Origin of the sequence: Niastella sp. (assembly GCF_045805085.1) — a bacterium.
Classification (GTDB): domain Bacteria; phylum Bacteroidota; class Bacteroidia; order Chitinophagales; family Chitinophagaceae; genus Niastella.
Genome location: NZ_JBJMLX010000327.1, coordinates 20921 through 43912, shown reverse-complemented (window position 1 = coordinate 43912; position 22992 = coordinate 20921). Strand labels below are relative to the sequence as shown.

Below are 22992 nucleotides of genomic sequence, written 5' to 3'. Positions count from 1 at the left end.
GAAGAAGCCCTGGCGATATCGTCGGGGCTTTTTCTTTTTTGGTGGGACTTCTATTTAAGAAAGTTGACCAGTTAACCAGTTGATCAGTTGACGGGTTAACTGGTTAACATTCGTTATTTCCACAATTTTGTAGGATATTCCCCTGCTGCAACTAATTGTTCCAGATTTGCTTTCACTTCAGGCGCATCTTCTTTGTAAGTAACGCCGAACCATTGGGCCGACGTAGGGATCACTTTAATTGTACCCTTACGCTCATTGATGAATTTATCGCCCACGATGGGAATAAAGAACTCTGATTTTATGTTGGTGAGGTTTCCTTTGTCGCTCAGGAACTCATTGAACAGTTTTTCAGAATAGGAGAAAATAGAAGGTGAAAAACACCAGAAGTTCATTGACACCTGCGAATCCATAGGCAGCTCTTTTGGCTCCTGGTTATCGTCGACGAGAATTTTACCATCTTTCTTCGCAATGTTTATGCGCTCTGCAATGGCCACCAGGTCGCCATTGGCGTTGGCCCGGCATACCCCGCGGTTAACTGTACCATTGTCACTTAATGTTTTCAGCAATTCATAGCCGATAATAGAATAAGTATTGTCATTTACATCTTTGGTAAGAAAAGTATAGGCTTTTTCAAATGCATCGCGACCATAAAAATCATCGGCATTGATTACCGCAAATGGTTCATTGATGGCATTTTTAGCGCACAGTACCGCATGTGCAGTTCCCCAGGGTTTAGTGCGGTCGGCAGGTACCTCGAAACCATCAGTAAATGACTTCAGGTCCTGATATACGTAATCGATAGCTATTTTTCCTTTTAACGGGGGTTCTACTATGGCTTTAAAATCGTCAGCAAATTCCTTGCGGATAATAAACACCACTTTTTTAAATCCAGCGCGTATAGCATCATAAATAGAGTAATCCATGATCGTTTCTCCACCTGGTCCGAATGACTGGATCTGTTTCATACTACCATAGCGGGAAGCCATGCCTGCAGCTAAAATCAAAAGAGTTGGTTCCATTATTGTATTTTTAAAAATTGAGTCACGAAAATATAAAAATATGTGATGAAAACTATGTCGCTAAGCAAAGTAATAACACAACCGGTTGACATAACAAAAGCAGTAGTACAGCCTATTAGCGACGACATGCTATATAGAAAAAACGTTGCCATCGATGTATTGCGGCTCGATCTGATCCATCCGGTCATTTCGGGGAACAAATGGTTCAAACTGAAATACCATATTCAGGAAGCCCTTCAGCAAAACAAAAAAGGCATTCTCACCTTTGGCGGCGCGTGGTCGAACCATCTGGTAGCAACAGCGTTGGCCAGTGCACAGTCCAACCTGGCCAGCATAGGCATTATCCGGGGCGAACAGCCTGCCCTGCTTTCTGCTACTTTACAGGAAGTGCAGGATTATGCCATGCAATTACAGTTCATTTCCCGCTCCGTATATGCTAATGAAGCAGCCATTATTCCGATGCTGCAGGAAAATTATCCCGACTATTATATTGTTCCGCAGGGCGGGCAAAGCCACCTGGGGGTGCTGGGCGCTGCCGAAATAGGACGGCTCGCACAAATAGAAAGTTATTCACATATATGCTGCGCCACCGGCACCGGCACTATGCTTGCAGGTTTAGTGCATGCCGCTTTGCCGCACCAACAGGTAATTGGCATTTGCAGTCTTAAAATACCCGATGACGAAGACAACAGTTTGAACAGTTTTGTAAAACCCTATGCATCAAACCCCAAGCAATACAAAATATTTTATGATTTCCATTTTGGCGGTTATGCCCGCAAAACGGATGAGCTGACCCGTTTTATGAATAGCGTTTATCGGCAACATGAGTTGCCTACCGATTTTGTATATACTGGTAAATTGTTTTTCGGCGTTATGCAGCTGGTTCAAACCAATTATTTTCTACCGGGCAGTCGGTTGCTATTGGTGCACAGTGGCGGGTTACAGGGCAACCGGTCGTTACCGGCCGGAACATTAACATATCTGTAAGTTGTAATATAAAACCGCTGTCGCAAAACCAGTATATTTGCGACGCCAAATCCATTACCACCGATTAATTCAACATTGGCGCATGCGCAAACTGGCAGCACTACTACTCATACTAACTTGTACCTTATGTACCAATAGCTGGGCGCAGGATACATTACCTAAATTTTCTGTTGTAACCAAGGGAAATAAAAAAGCTATCATCAGCTGGGTGAACAACTATCCTGTTGTTACGCAAATAAGTATTCAACGTTCAAGAGACAGTTTAAAGGGTTTTGTTACCATCATGTCAATGGCCGATCCTACTGCGCCGCAGAACGGGTTTGTAGATGCCAAGGCGCCGGATATGACCCAGTTCTACCGCATATTCGTGGTGAAGAACAATGGCCAGTTCCTGTTCACCCAATCAAAACGCCCATTCTGGGATACCGTTAAGGTGGCGGTTGCCAAACAACAACCTGAAAATGGCCGGCGGGTAGTTATACAGGAGGGCGTGTCGGATAAACAGGCCGAAGAAATAAAAGAGAAACTACAGCCCAATACCACACCTGCTACTCCTGTGGTGAAAGCGCCTGAGCCGGAGCCGGAGAAATTCTACTTTGTAAAAAAACGGGATACGCTGGTCGCCACCATTAACGAAAAAGAATTGAAGAAGTTCCGCGACTCGGTGGTTACCAAAACAAAGGATACCATAGCTTTTGTAGGCCTCGACACCATTGTGTTAAAACCTTTTGTTCCTAAAGAAGTATACAAACCTTCCAAATTCGTATATACTGAAAGGGATGGGAATGTCGCTATTAACCTGCCTACGGCTGGTTTGCATAAATATTCCATCAAATTCTTTGACATGCAGGGCATTCCCCAGTTTGATATTGCGGATGTAAAAGAATCGCCCTTGCTGATAGATAAAGTGAACTTTCTTAAATCGGGATGGTATAAGTTTGAGTTGTATGAAGATGGGAAACTGAAGGAGAAGCATCGGTTTTTTATTCCGAAGGAGTAAAGGCAGTAATTTTATGTTTAAAGTTCAAAGTTTTAGTTTGTTAGTTTGTTAGTTCTTTAGTTTTGAGTTCTTAGGAGGTTATTGGGTTAACTAACAAACTAAATAACTAACGAACTTAATAACGAACTAAGAGCCTGTCAACTCCACATTAAACACTTTCTCAAAATTCTGCTTCACTTTTTCCTTCACCTCCTTCATATCCAACTTCCTACCCAATTCTTTTTCCAGTGAAGTAACCTGCTTGTTCTGAATACCGCAAGGAATGATATAATCGAAATAAGTAAGATCTGTATTTATATTGAAGGCAAAGCCATGCATGGTGATCCAGCGGCTGCAACGAATGCCCATGGCGCAGATCTTCCGTTCTTTGCCCGGAATGGACGCATCCAGCCAAACACCCGTTTCACCGGGCGAGCGCTCCCCTTTCAGGCCATAATCGGCCATGGTTAAAATAATCACTTCTTCCAGGCTGCGCAGGTACCTGCCAAGATCGGTATAGAATTTATCGAGATCGAGAATGGGATAGCCTACCAGCTGTTCCTTACCATGAAAGGTAATATCGCCTCCCCGGTTGGTATAATAGAAACTGATGCCTTTGGCCGCTCTTTCTTCTTCACTAATGAGCACATTAGCTATATCGCCGCTTTTTCCAAGGGTATACACCGGCGGATGCTCCACAAATAAGAGGTAATGATTGGTAGAAGGCATAATACCCTCATTTTCAACCCCTCCCTCACTTGTAACGGCTGCCATTGCCGCTTGCCGGTTGCGGATTGCCGTCTTAACGGCTACATTTTCTTTTAATAAGGTCTCCTGCAGGTCCCAGGCGTGCTGGTACTCCATATTTCCCAGATCCCGGAAAAGAACGGCCTGTTTATTACTGGTTTCCATATAGAAACAAATGTACTACTTTATACAACTCCCCCCAGTTTGTTACCTTTGCCGAAACAGTGATACCCCATGACTATAAAGGATGCCAATGTTTTCAATGACCAGGAAGAGAATGTTGATGGTGTTGAAGGCGCGGAAGAGCTATATGAGCGATTCAGTTTGACGGTAGATAAAGGCCAGGAACCCATGCGGCTCGACAAATTCCTTGTGGCCCGTATCGAGAACGCGTCCCGGAACAAAGTGCAGCAAAGCATTGAGAACGGCCGGGTTACGGTAAACGGTAAAACCGTTCAGGCCAATCATAAAATAAAACCAGGCGAAGAAATTATTGTATACTCCGATAAAGAGATGCACGGGGAAGAGATCATCCCTGAGCAAATGGCTTTGAATATTGTATTTGAAGATGATGATATCCTAATCATTAATAAACCTGTTGGACTGGTAGTTCATCCTGCCAGTGGTAACCCCCGCGGTACGCTCATCAATGGCGTCGCCTGGTACTTACAACAACAGAACAGTAATATTTCGGCGGATAACCTGCCCCGTTTTGGACTGGTTCACCGCATTGATAAAAACACCAGTGGCTTAATGGTGCTGGCCAAAACCGACAAAGCGGTTACCTGCCTGGCGAAAGAATTTTTCGATCATACCATTCACCGCCAGTATATAGCCATGGTGTGGGGCGATGTGGCCCAGGACGAAGGCACCATTCGTGCGCATATTGGCCGTCACCAGCGTTTCCGAAAAATATTCGATGCTTACCCCGATGGCGAAGTAGGTAAAGATGCGGTTACTCACTACAAAGTGCTGGAGCGACTGGGTTATGTGACCATTGTTCAATGTGAACTGGAAACCGGCCGCACCCACCAGATCAGGGTGCATATGAAAAGTATTGGCCATCCCCTGTTCAATGATGAATTATATGGCGGTGACAGAATTGTAAAAGGAACCGTTTTCACCAAGTATAAACAGTTTGTAGATAATTGTTTTGCCATCTGCCCACGGCACGCCTTACACGCTAAAACAATTGGTTTTATTCATCCGCGTACCCGCAAGGAAGTGGTGTTTAATAGTGAGATGCCGGAGGATATGACGAAGTTGTTTGAGAAGTGGAGGGGGTATGCAAAGACGAAGAATATTAGTTGATCAGTTGACGAGTTGACCAGTTGACGAGTTAACACGTTGACGAGTTGACAAGGGATTGAAGTGAGGCGTTTTTGGTTAAAAGGGTAAGGTTGATAGAGTTGACGAAGTTGATAGAGTTGATAAAGGAAGGGCAAGTGAGTGGTCAGTGGCGAGGGGGTGCCCGATTTTTCAGACATCTAAAAATTTCGCGAACCCATTGCCGATGCACGATTGCCGATTGCCGGCTTACTCCCTTTAGGGGGCGGGGGTAAAGTCAAATAAGGTAGCTGTAAACACAGACCTCTCTCTTTTTTTCATAATCACTTTCCAGTCTCCATTATAACGAAGGACTTTGGGAACGAGGTAGTTGCCGAATTTTGCCATTTCAACTTCCATGCGAACGTTGAAATCGTATACGCCGGCATCGTAGCTGAGGTCGTAGTTGCGGGCAACAATTTCCCAGGTATTTATATTGAACCAGGTGGTCATGTTGTTCACTACAATTTTCTCTTTTTCACCTGCTGATAAGTCGGCCCGCGGCGTACAGGTGAACACATAACACATTTCCCCTTTAAATTCATTCATATCGATGGTGAAATCATAACGCATGGCCACGTCATCATCGAATAATGCCACTTTACTACCAATAAAAGGAATACCGGGGATCTTTTTACCGGGATTAAAGAACAGCATCTTCAGTTGTTCTTTGTGTTTAGCCAGTCCGCTTTTGCCTTCGGTGCTGAAGGAGGCGCTTCCTACAATATTGGTTTCGCCGCAAATGGTATCTACGGCAAAAAACAAACCGGCATACATGCCGGCTGTATAATAGTTGAATTGATGGTGTTTATCGTAAATATCGCCCGTGGTTTGCTCTTCGAGCACCTGGGTATAGCGGCAGCCATGGTTCACCACCTGTTTGGTTCGGCTGCGCAGGGAGGCTGTTACCTGTTCCTTTTTATCGAACATCGAAATATCGTTCAAGGAGGTATAGCCCAGCACTTTTAGGTTACGGAATGCTTTGTAAAAAGTAGTATCGTTCTTTATGCGTTCAATAAAAGCAGCCACATTCAGGTTGTTGCGTACAACCACTTCTTTTAAAATAACCGGTTTGTTTTGAACTTTTACCAGGGTATCCTGGGCATAGAGCTCACCCGAAATAAACAAACAAATTATAACGCGCCAGCAAGCTGGTAGCATATGGGTACACTATTTAGGAAAGATCATTTTATAGTCGGCCCGTACTTTGCCTTTTGAAATATCATCCAGTTTTCCACGCAACAGTTTGCGTTTAAAAGGCTTCAGGTAATCGATAAATAATTTTCCTTCTATATGGTCGTATTCGTGCAGAATGATACGGGCGGTAATGCCGTTGAATGTTTTTTCGTGCGGCGTAAAATTCTCATCAACGTACGTGAGGGTTACGGTCTCATTGCGCATTACATCTTCCCTGATCTTGGGAATGCTTAAGCAGCCTTCATTATAGGCCCATTCTTCACCATCGAGCGATTTTATGCGGGCGTTGATGAATACCTGTTTGGTACCTGGTTCATCAGGATATTTCCCTTTTTCATCTTCCTCCTGGTTCTCAAAGATCTGCGCACTGTCCATTACAAATAAACGGATATCCTTATTGATCTGCGGCGCAGCCAACCCTACTCCATTGCTGGCATACATGGTTTCCCACATATCTTCAATCAGTTTTGCCAGGTTTGGGTAGTCGGGCGTAATTTCCTTGCCCTCTTTCCTTAAAATATCTGCGCCATATGCTACGATCGGTAATATCATTCTTTAACAGTTGTTTTTAAAAATCGGCATGCAAAGGTACTTGAAAAAGCGTCAATGGTGAATGGTGAATATGGCCGTTTCATGGCAAGTCCCCCATTTTTTGGCAACAGGCTGAGAATTTGACCATTGGCCTGCCTTTATTCATTGATAATCAACTAATACTACGTAGATACTCCTGCAATATAATGGTGGCGGCAATTTCATCCACCAACGCCTTATTTTGACGTTGTTTTTTCTTCAACCCCATTTCAATCATCGCCTGGGAAGCCATTTTGGAAGTATAGCGTTCATCCCACATTTTAACGGGGATGGCGGGAAATTCTCTTTTCAGCCGTTCCACCGCTTTTTTCACCAGGGGCGTGGCATGCGTATCGGTATCGTCCCAATTCTTGGGTTCACCCATGATGATCAGTTCCACCGGTTCTTTGGCAAAATATTCTCTCAGGAACCTGAAAAGCTTTGGTGTCTCCACCGTTGTTAATCCCGTGGCAATGATCTGCAGGGGATCGGTAACAGCCAGGCCGGTTCGTTTTGCGCCGTAGTCTATAGATAGTATGCGGGCCATTAATTAGTCATTGTTTTATAGGCAATCACCAGGTCAGTAATCACAAATACAGCAAACACCACACTGGCAATACCATTGGCGGTCATAAAGGCCAGGTTTACCCGCCGCAGATCGGTTGGTTTTACTATGGAATGCTGGTACAACAGCATTCCCACAAACACCACCACACCTACCCAGTACAACCAATGAAAGTGCCCATATACACCGGCAGTTATAACACAGGCGGCGCTTAATACGTGCAACAGCTCCGATACGCGCAAGCCTTTCTTTTTACCCAGCCAGGCAGGGATGGAATGTAATTGTTTCGATTTATCAAACTCCTCATCTTGTAATGCATAAATAATATCGAACCCGCTTACCCAAAAGATCACCGTAAAGGAGAACAGGATGGGCAGCAATGAAAATACACCGGTCACGGCGAGGTAAGCGCCAATAGGCGCCAGCGATAAACCCAGTCCCAACACGAGGTGACAAAGCGGGGTGAACCGTTTGGTATAGCTATAGAACAGCACCACAAACAAAGCCACCGGCGACAACAGGAAACAAATGCGGTTGATGAACCAGGTAGTGATCATAAATGCCACGGCACTAAAAAAAGTAAACCACAATACATTGTTTGCTTTTAAAATACCGGCAGGAATTTCGCGGATGGCGGTGCGGGGGTTCTGTGCATCAAATTCCCGGTCGAGATATCGGTTGAAAGCCATGGCGGCGCTGCGGGCAAAGATCATACACAATATAACCAGTCCTAATAATTTGGCTAGGCTGGAATAGTTGGGGGTGAACCTGACAATGGTGTTTATTGACTCGCCATGCGGCCCCATCATTTTATGGGCTTCACCCAGGCCATTGCTTACCATGGCATATACGCCCAGCATAAAACCGATCAGCGCAAAAGGCATGGCGAAAATGGTGTGTGCGAATTTTATCAGGCTGAGGTATTTCTTAACGGTGCTCATTATAATGTCGAATATTGAATGTTGAATATTGAATACGTGAATCGTGAATCGTGAATCGTGAATGGCTCGCGACTTTTGAGATTAATGAACAACCTTGCGGCGCCCGAAATTATTGCCGATTGCCGATTGCGATTGCTAATTGCTAATTGATATCCTGGTTCTTACCAATTCCCACAACACGATACCCGCCGCTACTGATATATTCAGGGAATGTTTCATACCTAATTGCGGAATTTCGATACAGCCATCGCACAATTTTATCACTTCCTGGTCAACCCCGCTCACTTCATTGCCAAATACAACAGCCACCTGCGGGTGTTGGTTCATATCGAATTGATGAAGGGGAATACTGTCCTGCACCTGTTCAATGGCATACACCTGGTAACCATCGGCTTTTAATCGTTGTACCGCCTCTACGGTTGTTCCGGCATATTTCCATTCCACGGTTTCCGTAGCGCCCAGGGCAGTTTTATGAATATCGCGGTGCGGCGGTTGGGGCGTGTAGCCGCACAAATAAATGCCGCGTAATAAAAAAGCGTCGGCCGTACGGAACACGCTGCCTACATTGTGCATGCTGCGGATATTATCCAGCACCATCACAACAGGCATTTTCTCGGCCTCTTTAAATTCATGAACCGATTTGCGGTTCAATTCGTCCATACTTAGCTTACGCATGGCGGCAAAGGTAAGTTGAAAAAGGCAAAGGGCAGAGGGCAAAAGGCAAAGGGAGAAAAGGCAGTCGGCAGTGGTGAAAACGGCAGAAGGCAGAGGGCAGAAGGCAGAAATGCCGCGACGCGGCCAAGAAGCATGCGCTATCGCGAGGCAGCGGACATTTTTAGATGTCTGAAAAATAGGAGCCCCACTCACTACTGACAACTCACAACTCGCCAGCCCTTTCTTTATCAACTATATCAACCCAGTCAACGCTATCAACTGTCTGCTTTATTACCTACAGCTCTTTCTTCCTGGTCAACTGGTTAACTGGTCAACTTGTTAACTTATCACCCCTCAACTTGCCCCCAATTTACCCACATCCCCTAAACGGCTTTTCAAAACGGTAACCAAACAATTTATATTTGCCCCCATGTCAAAAGCTGCTACTACAGAAACTCCTTTAATGCAACAACACCGGGCTATCAAACAACGCTACCCCGATGCTGTACTGCTGTTTAGAGTTGGTGATTTTTACGAAACTTTTGGCGAGGACGCTGTAGTGGCTTCGCAGGTGCTGGGTATTACCCTTACCAAACGGAACAATGGCGCCGCCTTCAGCAGTGAACTGGCGGGGTTCCCCCATCATGCCCTCGATACCTACCTGCACAAACTGGTGCGGGCCGGTTACCGCGTGGCCATCTGCGATCAACTGGAAGACCCCAAAGCTGCTAAAGGCATTGTGAAACGGGGTGTTACCGAACTGGTGACGCCCGGGGTTGCCACCAACGATAAAATGCTGGAGCATAACAGCAACAACTTCCTGGCCGGTATTCATTTTACCGAAGACCAGGCAGGTATTGCGTTCCTTGATATTTCAACCGGTGAATTCTTTGTTGCCGAAGGCAATTCTGAATACATCGATAAACTATTGCAAACGCTGAAGCCGGCTGAAGTAATTTTTCAGCGCAGCTTTCAAAAGCATTTCAAAGAGGTGTTTGGTTCCCGCTTCTATACCTACACCATGGAAAGCTGGATCTTCGACGGGCCTTATGCGAACGAAAGCCTGCTGAAACATTTCAATACACATTCACTGAAAGGGTTTGGGGTTGAAGAAATGCACCTGGGCATTGTGGCCGCCGGTGCGGTACTACATTACCTGAAAGATACCGAGCACCCCAACCTGCAACACATCACCAGCATTCAGCGCATCGACCGCGACGATTACCTGTGGATGGACCGCTTCACCATCCGCAACCTGGAGTTGATCAGCACTGGTCATGGTGATGGTAACAACCTGCACAAGGTGCTCGACAATACGGTATCGCCTATGGGCGCCCGTTTGCTGAAACGCTGGATCCTGTTACCCTTAAAAGACATCAACCGAATAAATGAACGCCTGGAGCTGGTTGAGTTCTTTATCAAAGAAGTTGACCTGCGCAATAAACTGATCCAACATATAAAACAATGCGGCGATATCGAGCGGCTGGTGAGCAAGATCCCACTGAAAAAGATAAACCCGCGCGAAGTGCTGCAAATAGCCCGGGGCTTACGGCATATTGAAGAAATTAAACAGATCTGCAGCAATACTGAAAGCGAATACCTGAAACGGCTGGCCGATTCGTTGAACGGCTGCCGCTATATTGAAGAAAAGATCACCAAAGAGATCATTGACAATCCGCCCGCTATGGTGTCCAAGGGCGGCGCCATTCAACCCGGCATTCACGCCGAACTGGATGAGCTGCGTAATATTGCTACCAATGGCAAGGAATACCTGGTGCAGTTGCAACAAAAGGAATCGGAGAAAACAGGGATCTCTTCTTTAAAGATCGGTTTCAACAACGTATTTGGTTATTACCTGGAAGTAACCAATTCGCACAAAAGCAAGGTTCCAACCGAATGGATGCGCAAGCAAACCCTGGCCAATGCGGAAAGGTACATTACCACCGAGCTGAAGGAATACGAGGAAAAGATAACCGGGGCTGAAGAAAAGATCCTGGCCATTGAGCTGGATATTTATGAAAAGCTGTTGCTGGAATTACAGGACTACATTGCCCCCATGCAGGTGAATGGGAATGTACTGGCCATACTCGATTGCCTGTTGTGTTTTGCGCACAATGCCCTGCATTTTAATTACAAAAAACCTGAGCTGCACGAGGATGGTGTGCTGGAGCTGAAAGAAAGCCGCCATCCGGTGATAGAACGCAATTTGCCCGCAGGCGAACCGTATATTTCCAATGATGTATTCCTGGAACCGGCTTCGCAACAGGTTATCATTCTTACCGGACCCAACATGAGCGGTAAAAGCGCCATCTTACGTCAAACCGCGCTGATTACGCTGATGGCGCATATGGGCAGCTTTGTACCGGCTACCGCTGCACGCATTCCACTTACTGATAAAATATTTACCCGGGTAGGCGCTTCCGATAATTTAAGCGGCGGCGAAAGTACCTTCATGGTGGAAATGAATGAAACGGCCAGCATCATCAATAACATTTCTTCCCGCAGTTTGATCCTGCTCGATGAAATTGGCCGTGGCACCAGTACCTACGATGGTATTTCCATTGCCTGGAGCATTGCTGAATACCTGCACCAAAGCCCGCATGCACCCAAAACTTTGTTTGCCACCCATTACCACGAACTGAATGAGCTGGAAAACAAACTGCCCCGTATAAAGAACTTTCACATCACCAATAAAGAGATTGGTAACAAGATCATCTTCCTGCGCAAGCTGGCTCCCGGTGGCAGCACCCACAGCTTTGGTATTCATGTGGCCAAAATGGCCGGCATGCCTCCTGTCCTCATCGACCGGGCCAACGAGATCTTAAAAGTGCTGGAGAAAAAGCACGAAGACCAACCTACTGCCAACGTTCAAAACAAACTGCAAGACCAGGTAAAGGAGATCGCCAGCCAGAAAGTACAGCTTTCGATCTTTGACGCCCACAGCGAAACCTTTGGGGACATTAGGAAAATGCTCCATGACATCGACATTAACCGCTTAACGCCCGTAGAAGCGCTTTTAAAGCTGAACGAAATAAAAAACCTGGTAAAATAGGTTCTTATAAATAACTCAGCCACCACTGACTATGCGTGCTTTTATATTTATTATACCAACGGCACAAGGGGTACAATGCCAATATAACAAAAGCCCAGATCAAATATACTACGCCCAAGCTATAGCCAAATTGTATGGGTCTGAACAGGAAGGGTGATGGGCTAACAATGTCTTTGGCGCCATATCCTGAAACATAAAAGGCAATTACCGTTAGTATATGGATCAGGTAAAGATGGAGCACGTAGTAAAAGAATGGCACCCGCCCAAACACCTTCACAAAGTCGGTAAAGCGGTTCTGCACATTCTCCAGCAAAGCCAGCATAATAAGAGAAGGCCCCAGTGTAATGCAGGCATACATTAAAGAAGGTGGATACTTGTGCACATTCATGAACGACAGAAAGGTGGCCATGCCGGTTTGTTGCGGTGTCCAGGGTAATGGATTGCCATACCCATTTAACAACCTCAATGCTACAAACATAACGATCAGCCCCAGCCCTATCGATACCAGTGCTTTTTGTCTTTTTATGGTATCAACAGTTGGCGCAAATAATTTACCGGCACAATACCCCATGAACATTATGCCCGTCCAGGGCGCAAAGGCATAAGCAATGACCAGGGAATGCCTGGGTGCAAAAGTATAGTTATCAAACCGCGCATCGTGCAACAGGTCCCAGATAAAAGGTACAGTATGGTTATGGGCTGCCTCGGGATAGTCGAGTGAATTATGACCCAGTACAATTAAAGCGCCAATGGCAAAAATAACTCCATAGGGCAACCGTACTGCCAGCCCCAGCAACACCATACTGATGCCAATGGCCCAAATAACCTGGAAGATGATCGTATTATAGAGTGGGTTAAAGGTCCAGGCCAATGATATTACAACCATCTCGATCAGGATCAGCCACAATCCCCGCTTTAATAAAAAACTGCTGAGCGCCGCCTTTGTTTTTTGTAATCCTATCAGGTAGGCCGAGGTGCCGGCCAGGAACACAAAAGTTGGCGCACAAAAATGCGTGATAAAACGGGTAAAAAATAACAACGGTGTGGTGGTGGCAGGATCGAGTGGATCATGTTGAAAAGCATCATTATGAAAATAGTCCCGCACGTGGTCAAGCGCCATAATGATCATCACAATGCCGCGTAATACGTCAATTGACTGTATCCGCTTTTTTACTGCAGGTAGTTGGTCCATACTGGCTTTATTAAGGGATTCGCTTCAATTTACACATAATCCTTATAAAAGCGGGGAATTTGGGTTTAACGGCAGCGAGCTTATATAAAAAGCGGCCTCCGACTTATCGGGGGCCGCTGACTCATCCGCCAGCGGCGAATGATTTGTTTTAACTTAACCACAGCGATTGAAGGCAGAGTTGTGCAACCTTCAGGCATAGTAGTTCAAAAAATAGTGCCAGTTGTGCCTGATAACTTAAATAAAATGTTAAAGGCCAGACAGGCGTATGCTATTCAGCGTTTGAAAATCATCTTTTAACTTATTATAAAGACCTGCATATACTTTATAATACAGTTGATAGCGTGCATGCAACGCCTCATTGGGGTTATATTGTTGCTGAATGTGGAAAATCCGGGTCGTTTCACTGGCATTCATAATACCCAATGCCTGAAAACCCAGGATAGCAGCGCCTACGGAGGAAGCATCATCACTATTAATGAGGTTGATCTCTCTTCCAAACAAATCGGTTAACCATTGTAACCATAAAGGCGAGTTGATAAAACCACCGCTGGCATAAATATGTTGTATGGCCCCTACTGTCTCCTGCACCGATGCAGCTACCTGGCATAATGCGTAATTAATTCCTTCTATAATGGCACGCATAAAATGCGCTTGCGTATGGCCGCTATGCACCCCTACAAAAACACCTTTGGCACTGGCATCCCAAACCGGCGCGCGTTCACCCAAAATATAAGGCAGAAAAAGCAATCCATCAGCACCGGCCGGCGCCTGCGCTGCCTGTTGTACAAACCAGCTCAGATCGCCCCCGCTTGAAAACGGCTTTTTCAAAAAATGTTCTGTATACCATTTTAACACCACCACGCCATTGTTGATGGCGCCGCCTGATACATACAACTCATCGGTAAGTATATAGTTGAAGATGCGTTCCTGTTTATCATAGGCCGGTTCGCTGGCAATCATGCGCACAGCCCCACTGGTGCCAATGGTTACCGACAGATCGCCGGGGTGGGTGGCATTACTGCCCAGGTTAGCCAGACAACCATCGCTGGCGCCAATGATAAAAGGGGTGTTGGCATCTATGCCCAACTGTTTGGCATATTTTGCCGCCAGTCCTTTTACGATATAAGTAGCAGAGACAGGTTGTGATAATTTATCACTGGTAATACCGGCGGCCTGCAGCGCCGGTGCATACCAGGTCTTTTTATAAATATCAAACAACCCGGTAGCAGATGCAACGGAATGATCAACCAGGTATTGATTGAAGAACCGGTAAAAAACAAACTCCTTGATGGAAATAAATTTATGCGTAACTGCAAAAATGTGCGACTGGTTATCACGCAACCACATGATCTTGCATAAAGGCGACATGGGATGAACCGGGGTGCCGGTTTGGCGATAGATATCCTTATCGGCAGGTGATTGTTTTAATGCTTCCGCATATCCGGCGCTGCGGGCATCAGCCCAGGTAATAACGTTGGTAAGCGGTTCGCCATTAACGTCTACTGCAATCAGGCTGTGCATAGCGGCGCTGAAGCTAACGCCCGCTATGGGTGCCGATACACCTTTTACTACCTGTTCAATACAGGTCATTACGGCATTGAACAGCACTTCGGGGTCCAGCTCATGATAGCCGGGCGCCCCTACCAGCGGGTTATACGACACATACGCATTACCGGTAACATTTCCCTCGCTGGTAAATGCAATCGCCTTGGTGCCTGATGTTCCTATATCAACGCCTATGATAACATCCATATGACAAACTGGATTTTACCGGTAAGTTAAAAGATTTTTCGCACGGAGGGTATATAAAACGGCTTGTATTAAAAAAAGCGGGCCGGTTGTAAGCGATCTAAAAGCCTAGATCATTTCTTTCAGTTTCGCTACAACAAAATCAATCTCTTCTTTGGTATTGTGTTTACTGAAGGAGAAACGTACAGTTACCCGGTTGGGATCGTTATTGACTGCGGCAATAACATGCGAGCCCTGTATGGCCCCGCTGGTGCAGGCGCTGCCGCCGCTTACGCAAATGTTATTTATATCCAGGTTAAATAAGATCATTTCCGATTTCTCTGTCATGGGAAATGAAACGCTCAGCACCGTATACAGGCTTCGGCCCAACGGATCGCCATTGAAAGCAGCTTCAGGCACCGCCGTTTTCACCTGTTCCATCATATATATCTTCAATCCCTGTATATAGTTGCTGTCGGCCTCATAGCGTTCGGTAGCCAGTTCCAGCGCCTTGGCAAACCCAACAATGCCGTACAGGTTTTCGGTTCCTGCCCGCATATTGCGCTCCTGCGCACCGCCATGGATGTATGGTTTTATTCTTACATTTTCATTTACATATAATATTCCCACGCCTTTAGGCCCATGGAACTTATGGCCTGCGCCGGTAATAAAATGCACCGGAGTATTACGCAGGTCGAAGGGAAAATGCCCTACCGTTTGCACTGTATCGGAATGAAAGATGGCGTCATACTTTTTGCACAGGTTGCCTACGGCATGCAGGTCGAGCATATTGCCAATTTCATTATTGGCGTGCATAAGCGTAACCAGGCATTTCTTCGTACTGTTGGCCAGCAGGCGCTCCAGGTCTTCCAGATCAACATGACCATCGGGCAACAGTTTTACTTCGCTCAAAGTAACCTCACCCTTGTGAACCAAATGTTCAACCGTGTGCAAAGTTGCGTGGTGCTCTATAGGCGAAGAAATAATATGCCGGCAACCCAGGTCGTTAATAGCTGCGTTGATGGCTGTGTTGGAACTTTCGGTTCCGCCCGAGGTAAAGAATATTTCTGCCGGATGAGCATGGAGGATCTTGGCCACCGATTTACGGGCATTTTCAATAGCCAGGCGGGTTTCCCGTCCGTAAGAATAAATAGAAGAAGGGTTGCCAAACTTTTCGGTAAAATAGGGCATCATGGCTTCCAGCACCACCGGATCGAGCGATGTGGTGGCAGCATTATCAAAATATATTCGTGCAGGCTGATTCGCCATGTAGTTGTATTTAAAAAAAATGCCCCGCCGGAGCGGAGCAAAATTGAATAAAATATTTGAATAGAGATCCTAAAAAGCTTGAATTACACGCACCCTATCAAAAACAGCTGCTGACCATCAATTGTTCAATAATTCACCTTGTTTGGCTGAAATTATTTAATAACTACATAAATTCCTTGATGTCGTGCATTAACCGGAGCGCTATATTATTAGCCGTAGTTTCAAAACTGCTTTCGGCATAAATACGAATAATAGGTTCTGTGTTCGACGTACGTAAGTGAACCCAGTCGCTATCGAATTCTATCTTTAAACCGTCTTCAGTATTTATTGGCTGGTTCTTATATTTTGTTTTGATCTTCTCGAAAACCTCTTTTACATCGATGCTGGTCTGTAGTTCAATTTTATTCTTCGAGATAAAATAATCGGGGTAACGCGTCCTGAATGAGCGGATACCATTTTTATGGGTAGCCAGTGAACTCAGGAACAAACCAATGCCAATGAGCGCATCGCGGCCATAATGCAGGTCAGGTACAATAATACCACCGTTGCCTTCACCGCCTATTACGGCTTCCGTCTCCTTCATTCTATTTACTACGTTCACTTCGCCAACAGCAGAAGGATAGTATTGTCCGCCATGTTTGATGGTGATCTCTTTCAATGCTTTGGTGCTGCTCATATTGCTCACCGTATTGCCCACTTTTTTGCTGAGCACATAGTCAGCAACAGCCACCAGCGTATATTCCTCGCCAAACATGCTGCCATCTTCACAAACAAAACACAGCCTGTCTACATCAGGGTCAACCGCAATACCAATGTCGGCTTTATTGTTACGCACCGCAGCGCTTAATGCCGTTAGGTTTTCCGGCAATGGTTCGGGATTGTGTGCAAATTTGCCGGTGATCTCTTCATTAAGCACAATTACATTTTCAACACCCAATGCTTTTAATAATGGCGGAATAGCCAATGCACCGGTTGAGTTCACCACATCTACCACCACTTTATAATTTTTCAGGCGAATGCCTTCCACATCAACCAGGGGATAGTTTACAATAGTATCTATGTGTTTTTGAATGTATGTGTTGTTTTCAGTATAAGAACCCAGCTTGTCAACAGATACGAAATTGAAATCTTCTTTTTCTGCTTTTTCCAGCACCAGCGCACCGTCGGCAGCACTGATGAATTCGCCGTTTTTATTCAACAGCTTTAATGCATTCCATTCTTTAGCATTATGACTGGCAGTAATAATAATACCACCGGCAGCTTTTTCCCATACCACTGCCAATTCAACCGTAGGCGTGGTAGAAAGTCCGATATCAACTACATCTATGCCCAGCCCCGTTAGTGTATTCACTACTAGTTGCTGCACCATAGCGCCGCTGATCCGGCCATCGCGGCCGATAACAATTTTATTGCCTGAACCTTTTTCAAGCAACCAACTACCAAAGGCGGCGGAAAATTTTACCACATCAAGGGGAGTGAGATTTTCTCCGGTTTTACCTCCGATCGTTCCACGAATGCCAGATATACTTTTAATCAATGCCACAATAAACAGGGTTTATCAGTAATAATTACAAAAATAAGTGTTTGGCTGTTAGCAGGGACTACCGGATTAGGGTATTTATAGGATGGGGATCAGAAAAGTGAAGATAAGCGAAAATTAAAGACATTTTAAATATGAGGGACAACATGTGGAAAAGAATGAATAAAAACCACCTTTTCAATTAATTATGGGTTAATTTTTACATTTAATAATAGTAGGATGTATGTATAATCCCTTGTACCTGCCTGATAATATCTTGATTTACTCCCCTACTTTTGCTTAAATTTTTGGCCTTCATGTTCAACAGCAGCACCTGGTTTAAGGAGTGGTTCAATTCTCCTTACTATCATAAATTATATTTTGAACACGACGAAAAAGAAGCATCTGCATTTATTACCAGGCTGCTGAATAAATTGAGCGTACCCGAACATGCCCGGTTACTCGACGTTGCCTGTGGTCGTGGCCGTCATTCGAAATTACTGGCTGCACACGGTTTTGATGTTACGGGTATTGACCTGGCCCCCTCCAGCATTGCCATTGCCAAAGCGCAGGAAAACAGTCACCTGCATTTTTATGAACATGACATGCGGCTGCCCTTCTGGATAAATTATTTCGACTACGCCTTTAACTTCTTTACCAGCTTCGGTTATTTCAGAACCGAACGCGAACACTACAATGCCATCAGAACCATTGCCAATGCTTTAAAACCCAAAGGCACTATTGTGATCGATTACCTGAATGTTCACTATGCCGAAGACCACCTGGTGCACAAACAGGAGAAAGTGATTGACGACGTCACTTATTACCTTACCAAATGGTACGATGAAACGCATTTTTATAAGAAGATAGAAATTGAAGATGAGTCCCTGGAAGCGCCGCTGGAGTTTACTGAAAAGGTTTCTAAATTCTCCCTGGGCGATTTCAACGACATGCTCGCCTATTACCATCTTCAATTAAAAGAGGTGTATGGCGATTATAACCTGAATGCGTATGATGTTAAGTATTCTCCCCAGATGATTATGATCGCTGAAAAGAAAAGCTGATAATTACTTACCAGCTTTTTTATTATTTAATAGCATATACTTCGCGGTTTCATAAAGCGCATCTGTCAAAACACCCATGTCGTGCATAATGGCGGCATGTGCGGCATCGTTAGGAACAGGATCGTTATTGATGATGGAAACCAGTTCTTCTTTTTTAGTCACCAATTGTTTGCGGTATAAATACTCACCTTTTACTACACCCGTCATACTGTTATCGGGGTCAAAAACAAATGCAAAACCAGTAGTGGCGGAGTCAAGCAGATCTTTGCCGAGGGTGCCGTTTTTGTAAGGGATATTACTCAGCCCGGCAATGGTAGGCATAACATCAACCTGTGAGCTGATGTTATGGATCCGTTGCGGCGCCAGTAAACCAGGGGCATAAAACAACAGGGGCACATGCATGGTATTTAACCGTTGGGCTGTCCAGGCATGAGGGAACAACCCATCTGCATTACCAACAATACCATGGTCACCCACAAAAACAAATACTGTGTTATTATAATACTTTTCTTTACGGGCGGCCTCTATGAATTTGCGGTAACCAAAATCAGTATAGCGGAAGGCGTTCATTTCATCGTTCGACTCAAATCCGAATTTGGTCAATGAATCGTACGGATACTGCGCCTTTTTAAATTCAGCCTGGTCTTCTTCCGGGATCGTATAAGGCCGGTGGTTATCGGCCGTTTGAATAATGGCGAAGAATGGCTTTTCCTGTTTGGCCAGTATCTTATTGGCCTCCAGGAACAGGTTCTTATCACTAATGCCCCACACATCGATCTTCTTTGCGGTATAATCATCCTGCTCGTACAAATGCAGGCTATCGATATTATTGGTCAGCACCCCCCGGATATTGGCCCAGCTGGTGCTACCGCCCAGAAAATAGAATTTATCGTAACCATTAAAATTATTGATGATGGTATGCTGATCTACCATGCTCGGGTTGCGGCTGGCTGTTTTTGGCATTTCCACATCGGGCGTACCGGTAATGGTTGCCCATACACCACGGGCGGTGCCATAGGTAGGCGTAAAACAGCGGTCAAAGAAAACACCCTGGCGGCATAAACTGTCAAAGAAAGGCGTGGTGTTCAGCGGATTGCCAAACATGGAACTTTTGTAGGCGCTGAAAGATTCGCAGATCACCAGCACAATATTGGGCCGTGAGGTAAGCGCACCTGGCCGCGGCGCCACCATGCGGGCAAAACTCAACGGATCGGTTGACGGCGTAAAATGTAAATTGTTGCCGATCACCGGGGCCAGTTCCTTTACTTTCTTTTCATCATAACTGCTATGTCTGAATTTCAGCGTGCTGAAAAAACTTTCAAAGGGGTTCAACGCCAGACCGGCTTTATAATCGCCTCCCAGTGCAAAAGCATCGCTCCAGCGTAACGGGTATTGAGCCAACCGGCCAAAAATGAAAAACCCGCACACTAAAAAGCTTCCGATAAAGAAAATGATGCGGCTGCGTTTTGTTCCGGTATAAGTTTGTTTACTCACCGATCTGTGCATGCGGTTGAATATCCATATCAACAGGGCTGCCATCAGTAATATGCCCAGCACCAGGCGTACAATGGGATACGATTGCCATACCATGCCCATGGAGATCTTTGCATCTTCCAGGTAATTCAGGGCGCTGGCATTCAGGCGTTGCTCCAGGTAGGCATAATGGGCAAAGTCTACCGCAAAGAAAAAAAGCGCGAATACGACGGCAATGCCGAGGATCGTCATCCAGAACTTTTTACCCCGTTTACTGGTAAAAGGGTGCAAGGCCGGAATGCTGCCCAAAATGAGCATAGGCACCAACAATATGGAGATCATTCTTAAATCGTACCTGAGACCCAGGAAAAAAGCGCCGCCCAATTGGCCAAGGCCATAACTTTGCTGGTTACTAAAAAAATATAACCCAAGCCTCATGAACGTGAATAAAGCAAGGAAAATCAATCCAGTCCAAAAGATCCAACGGGTCAGTTTAGGAATATTCGACATATGTAGTGAAATAAGAAAATAAGGCGTAAAATTATAGTTTTTTATTTTTGTAATTATGATTGTTGATCCACCCGCCTGCCTCTTAACATTCTGGCAACTAATTCAGCCCGTTGATACCTGGCTTATTACCCATATCAACCAGGACTGGGGCAACTCGTTTTTCGACACGGTTTTACCTTTTGTGAGGGAAACATTAACATGGGTTCCCCTGTATTTGTTCCTTTTATTGTTTGTAACAACCAATTTCGGCATAAAAGGTTGGTGGTGGGTTATGGGCGTTGTGCTATGCGCGGCCCTGAGCGACCTCATCAGCAGCCAGGTAATAAAACAAGTTATCTGGCGCACAAGACCATGCCGCGACGAAGCGCTTGGACCTCAATTGCGGTTTTTTATAAATTATTGTCCGGGCAGCTCCAGCTTTACCTCATCCCATGCTACCAATCATTTTGCCCAGGCCATGTTCTTTTTTGCCACCTTACGGCCTGTAATGGGCAAATGGGCCAATCTTTTCTTCGTTTGGGCGTTTATTATCGCTTATACCCAGGTTTATGTGGGGGTGCATTACCCTTTTGATGTATTTTGCGGAGCGCTCCTGGGTTGCGGAATAGGTCTTGTGTTAAGCAAACTATTTCATAAGCGAATAGGAATGCTTACAGTATCTTAGTTAAACCAAACCACCCGGCTAATGGAAATTTTTATATTATTGGCGTTGATCTTTTTGAATGGTTTATTTGTAATGTCGGAAATAGCCCTGGTATCGGTTCGAAAATCCCGGTTGGAAAACATGGCCAACAAAGGCGACGAAACCGCCCGCAAGGCCCTGGACCTGGCTAATAACCCGGAATTGTTTTTATCGGCGGCACAGATCGGGATTACCCTGATTGCCATCCTTACGGGTGTGTACTCAGGCGAACGTTTCGGCAAGTACCTGGAACCTTCTCTTCAAAAAATTGAGATCATCCAACCCTACGCCCAGCCTATTTCCACTACTATCATTGTCATTATCGTTACTTTTCTTTCAATAGTATTTGGTGAATTGATTCCTAAACGGATTGGCCTGATAAAAGCCGAAAAAATTGCCCGCATTGTGGCCCTGCCGGTGTTGTATTTTTCCAAAGCTACCCATCCCTTTGTGTGGCTGCTGAATAAAACCAGCAACCTGTTCCTGAAGATCCTGAACGTTAAATCAACGGCAGACAACAACGTTACGGAAGAGGAAATTAAAGCCATCATCAGCGAAGGCACCGAACAGGGCGCTATTGAGGAAGTAGAACAGGAGATCATTGAGCGGGTATTCCACCTCAGCGATCGCAACATCACTTCGTTAATGACCCACCGAAGTGATATCATCTGGTTCGACCTGAACGATACAGAAGATTCCATTCGCGGCAAGATCATCGATGAGCCGCACTCAGTTTATCCCATTTGTGATAAAGACCTCGATAATATCAAAGGCATTGTGAGCTTAAAAGACCTGTACGTTACCAACGATTTCCTGGCTTTTAAGTCAATTATGAAACCGGCCCTGTTTGTACCGGAGAACATTACGGCGTACCGCCTGCTGGAACGGTTTAAACAACAGCGGGTACCCTCCTGCTTTATTGTTGATGAATATGGCAGCCTGCAGGGAATGATCACCTTAAACGACATCTTAACGGCCCTGGTTGGTGAAATGCCGCAGCCAGACGATGATGATTACGAAATTGTAAAACGCAAAGACGGGTCGTACCTGGTTGATGCGCAAATACCTTTCTATAATTTTCTGAGCCACTTTTACAAAGCGGAATGGATGAGTGAGGTGGAACAGGAGTTTGATACCCTGGCGGGGTTCATCCTGCACCAGCTCGAACGCATTCCGCACATCGGCGATACCATGGAGTGGAAGGGTTTTCAGTTCGAGATCATTGATATGGATGCGCAGCGGATAGACAAGGTGTTGGTTACTGCTTCGGAAGATATATTGGAGGATATGGAGGATGGGCCGGAGGAAGATGAGGTTGGTTGATCAGTTGACGAGTTGACCAGTTAACCAGTTAACAAGTTGACGGGTTAACAAGGGATTGAAGTGAGGCGTTTTCGGTGAGAAGGGAAAGGTTGATAGAGTTGACGAGGTTGATAGTGTTGATAAAGGAGCCGGGAGACAAGAAAGAAGCTTTCAGCATAGAAGTTGCTTTGCCGCGTCGCGGCATTTCTGCCTTCT

General features: G+C 45.5%; 19 protein-coding genes. 7 read left to right on the top strand and 12 right to left on the bottom strand.

Annotation, left to right across the window (positions count from 1 at the left end; all coding sequences use genetic code 11):
• Window positions 1-113: 113 nt before the first annotated feature.
• Window positions 114-1019 carry an NDP-sugar synthase gene (locus ACJ751_RS17275; protein ID WP_407746769.1) on the bottom strand — a complete coding sequence of 302 codons (906 nt, stop codon included), beginning with the start codon at window positions 1017-1019 and terminating at the stop codon, window positions 114-116.
• Between the two features lie 54 nt (window positions 1020-1073).
• On the opposite strand from ACJ751_RS17275, the gene ACJ751_RS17270 reads away from it, so the two are divergent.
• Together ACJ751_RS17270 and ACJ751_RS17265 are read left to right on the top strand one after the other, a co-directional pair.
• Window positions 1074-2006 (top strand): 1-aminocyclopropane-1-carboxylate deaminase/D-cysteine desulfhydrase, encoded by a 933-nt coding sequence (locus tag ACJ751_RS17270; RefSeq protein WP_407746768.1) that lies wholly within the window; start codon window positions 1074-1076, stop codon window positions 2004-2006.
• A gap of 82 nt (window positions 2007-2088) precedes the next feature.
• On the top strand, window positions 2089-3006 hold the full coding sequence (locus ACJ751_RS17265) for a hypothetical protein (RefSeq protein WP_407746767.1): 918 nt from the start codon (window positions 2089-2091) through the stop codon (window positions 3004-3006).
• A 126-nt stretch (window positions 3007-3132) separates the two neighbouring features.
• Here ACJ751_RS17265 and lipB read toward each other — a convergent pair whose 3' ends face one another.
• The gene (lipB, locus tag ACJ751_RS17260; protein WP_407746766.1) at window positions 3133-3897 is read right to left on the bottom strand and encodes a lipoyl(octanoyl) transferase LipB; all 765 of its coding nucleotides are present in this window, start codon (window positions 3895-3897) and stop codon (window positions 3133-3135) included.
• Window positions 3898-3966: 69 nt separating this feature from the next.
• On the opposite strand from lipB, the gene ACJ751_RS17255 reads away from it, so the two are divergent.
• On the top strand, window positions 3967-5043 hold the full coding sequence (locus ACJ751_RS17255; protein ID WP_407746765.1) for an RluA family pseudouridine synthase: 1077 nt from the start codon (window positions 3967-3969) through the stop codon (window positions 5041-5043).
• 234 nt (window positions 5044-5277) lie between these two features.
• Here ACJ751_RS17255 and ACJ751_RS17250 read toward each other — a convergent pair whose 3' ends face one another.
• The 5 genes from ACJ751_RS17250 to ACJ751_RS17230 all read right to left on the bottom strand — a co-directional run bounded on the left by ACJ751_RS17250 (window position 5278) and on the right by ACJ751_RS17230 (window position 9006).
• Window positions 5278-6219: a hypothetical protein gene (locus tag ACJ751_RS17250; RefSeq protein WP_407746764.1), complete on the bottom strand. Its 942-nt coding sequence runs from the start codon at window positions 6217-6219 to the stop codon at window positions 5278-5280.
• A 9-nt stretch (window positions 6220-6228) separates the two neighbouring features.
• The gene (gene def / locus ACJ751_RS17245) at window positions 6229-6807 is read right to left on the bottom strand and encodes a peptide deformylase (protein WP_407746763.1); all 579 of its coding nucleotides are present in this window, start codon (window positions 6805-6807) and stop codon (window positions 6229-6231) included.
• Window positions 6808-6958: 151 nt separating this feature from the next.
• On the bottom strand, window positions 6959-7372 hold the full coding sequence (gene ruvX, locus ACJ751_RS17240; protein WP_407746762.1) for a Holliday junction resolvase RuvX: 414 nt from the start codon (window positions 7370-7372) through the stop codon (window positions 6959-6961).
• Window positions 7372-8331 (bottom strand): UbiA-like polyprenyltransferase, encoded by a 960-nt coding sequence (locus ACJ751_RS17235; protein ID WP_407746761.1) that lies wholly within the window; start codon window positions 8329-8331, stop codon window positions 7372-7374. Before ACJ751_RS17235 ends, ruvX begins: the two co-directional genes overlap by 1 nt.
• A gap of 135 nt (window positions 8332-8466) precedes the next feature.
• A complete protein-coding gene (locus ACJ751_RS17230) occupies window positions 8467-9006 on the bottom strand; it encodes an RNA methyltransferase (protein WP_407746760.1) in 540 nt (179 codons plus the stop codon).
• A 409-nt stretch (window positions 9007-9415) separates the two neighbouring features.
• Between ACJ751_RS17230 and mutS the strand changes: the two genes are divergently transcribed.
• Window positions 9416-12037 (top strand): DNA mismatch repair protein MutS, encoded by a 2622-nt coding sequence (mutS, locus tag ACJ751_RS17225; RefSeq protein ID WP_407746759.1) that lies wholly within the window; start codon window positions 9416-9418, stop codon window positions 12035-12037.
• A gap of 4 nt (window positions 12038-12041) precedes the next feature.
• Here mutS and ACJ751_RS17220 read toward each other — a convergent pair whose 3' ends face one another.
• The 4 genes from ACJ751_RS17220 to glmM form a co-directional block, all read right to left on the bottom strand.
• Complete coding sequence (locus ACJ751_RS17220; RefSeq protein WP_407746758.1) at window positions 12042-13229, bottom strand: DUF1624 domain-containing protein; 1188 nt, start codon at window positions 13227-13229, stop codon at window positions 12042-12044.
• Window positions 13230-13475: 246 nt separating this feature from the next.
• A complete protein-coding gene (locus ACJ751_RS17215) occupies window positions 13476-14981 on the bottom strand; it encodes a gluconokinase (protein ID WP_407746757.1) in 1506 nt (501 codons plus the stop codon).
• 105 nt (window positions 14982-15086) lie between these two features.
• The gene (locus ACJ751_RS17210) at window positions 15087-16226 is read right to left on the bottom strand and encodes a cysteine desulfurase family protein (RefSeq protein ID WP_407746756.1); all 1140 of its coding nucleotides are present in this window, start codon (window positions 16224-16226) and stop codon (window positions 15087-15089) included.
• Between the two features lie 163 nt (window positions 16227-16389).
• Window positions 16390-17769: a phosphoglucosamine mutase gene (gene glmM, locus ACJ751_RS17205; protein ID WP_407746755.1), complete on the bottom strand. Its 1380-nt coding sequence runs from the start codon at window positions 17767-17769 to the stop codon at window positions 16390-16392.
• A 293-nt stretch (window positions 17770-18062) separates the two neighbouring features.
• On the opposite strand from glmM, the gene ACJ751_RS17200 reads away from it, so the two are divergent.
• Complete coding sequence (locus ACJ751_RS17200; RefSeq protein WP_407746754.1) at window positions 18063-18809, top strand: class I SAM-dependent methyltransferase; 747 nt, start codon at window positions 18063-18065, stop codon at window positions 18807-18809.
• Window positions 18810-18812: 3 nt separating this feature from the next.
• Here ACJ751_RS17200 and ACJ751_RS17195 read toward each other — a convergent pair whose 3' ends face one another.
• Complete coding sequence (locus ACJ751_RS17195; protein WP_407746753.1) at window positions 18813-20720, bottom strand: LTA synthase family protein; 1908 nt, start codon at window positions 20718-20720, stop codon at window positions 18813-18815.
• 127 nt (window positions 20721-20847) lie between these two features.
• Between ACJ751_RS17195 and ACJ751_RS17190 the strand changes: the two genes are divergently transcribed.
• Together ACJ751_RS17190 and ACJ751_RS17185 are read left to right on the top strand one after the other, a co-directional pair.
• The gene (locus tag ACJ751_RS17190; protein WP_407746752.1) at window positions 20848-21456 is read left to right on the top strand and encodes a phosphatase PAP2 family protein; all 609 of its coding nucleotides are present in this window, start codon (window positions 20848-20850) and stop codon (window positions 21454-21456) included.
• 21 nt (window positions 21457-21477) lie between these two features.
• Complete coding sequence (locus tag ACJ751_RS17185; RefSeq protein WP_407746751.1) at window positions 21478-22797, top strand: hemolysin family protein; 1320 nt, start codon at window positions 21478-21480, stop codon at window positions 22795-22797.
• Window positions 22798-22992: the final 195 nt, after the last annotated feature.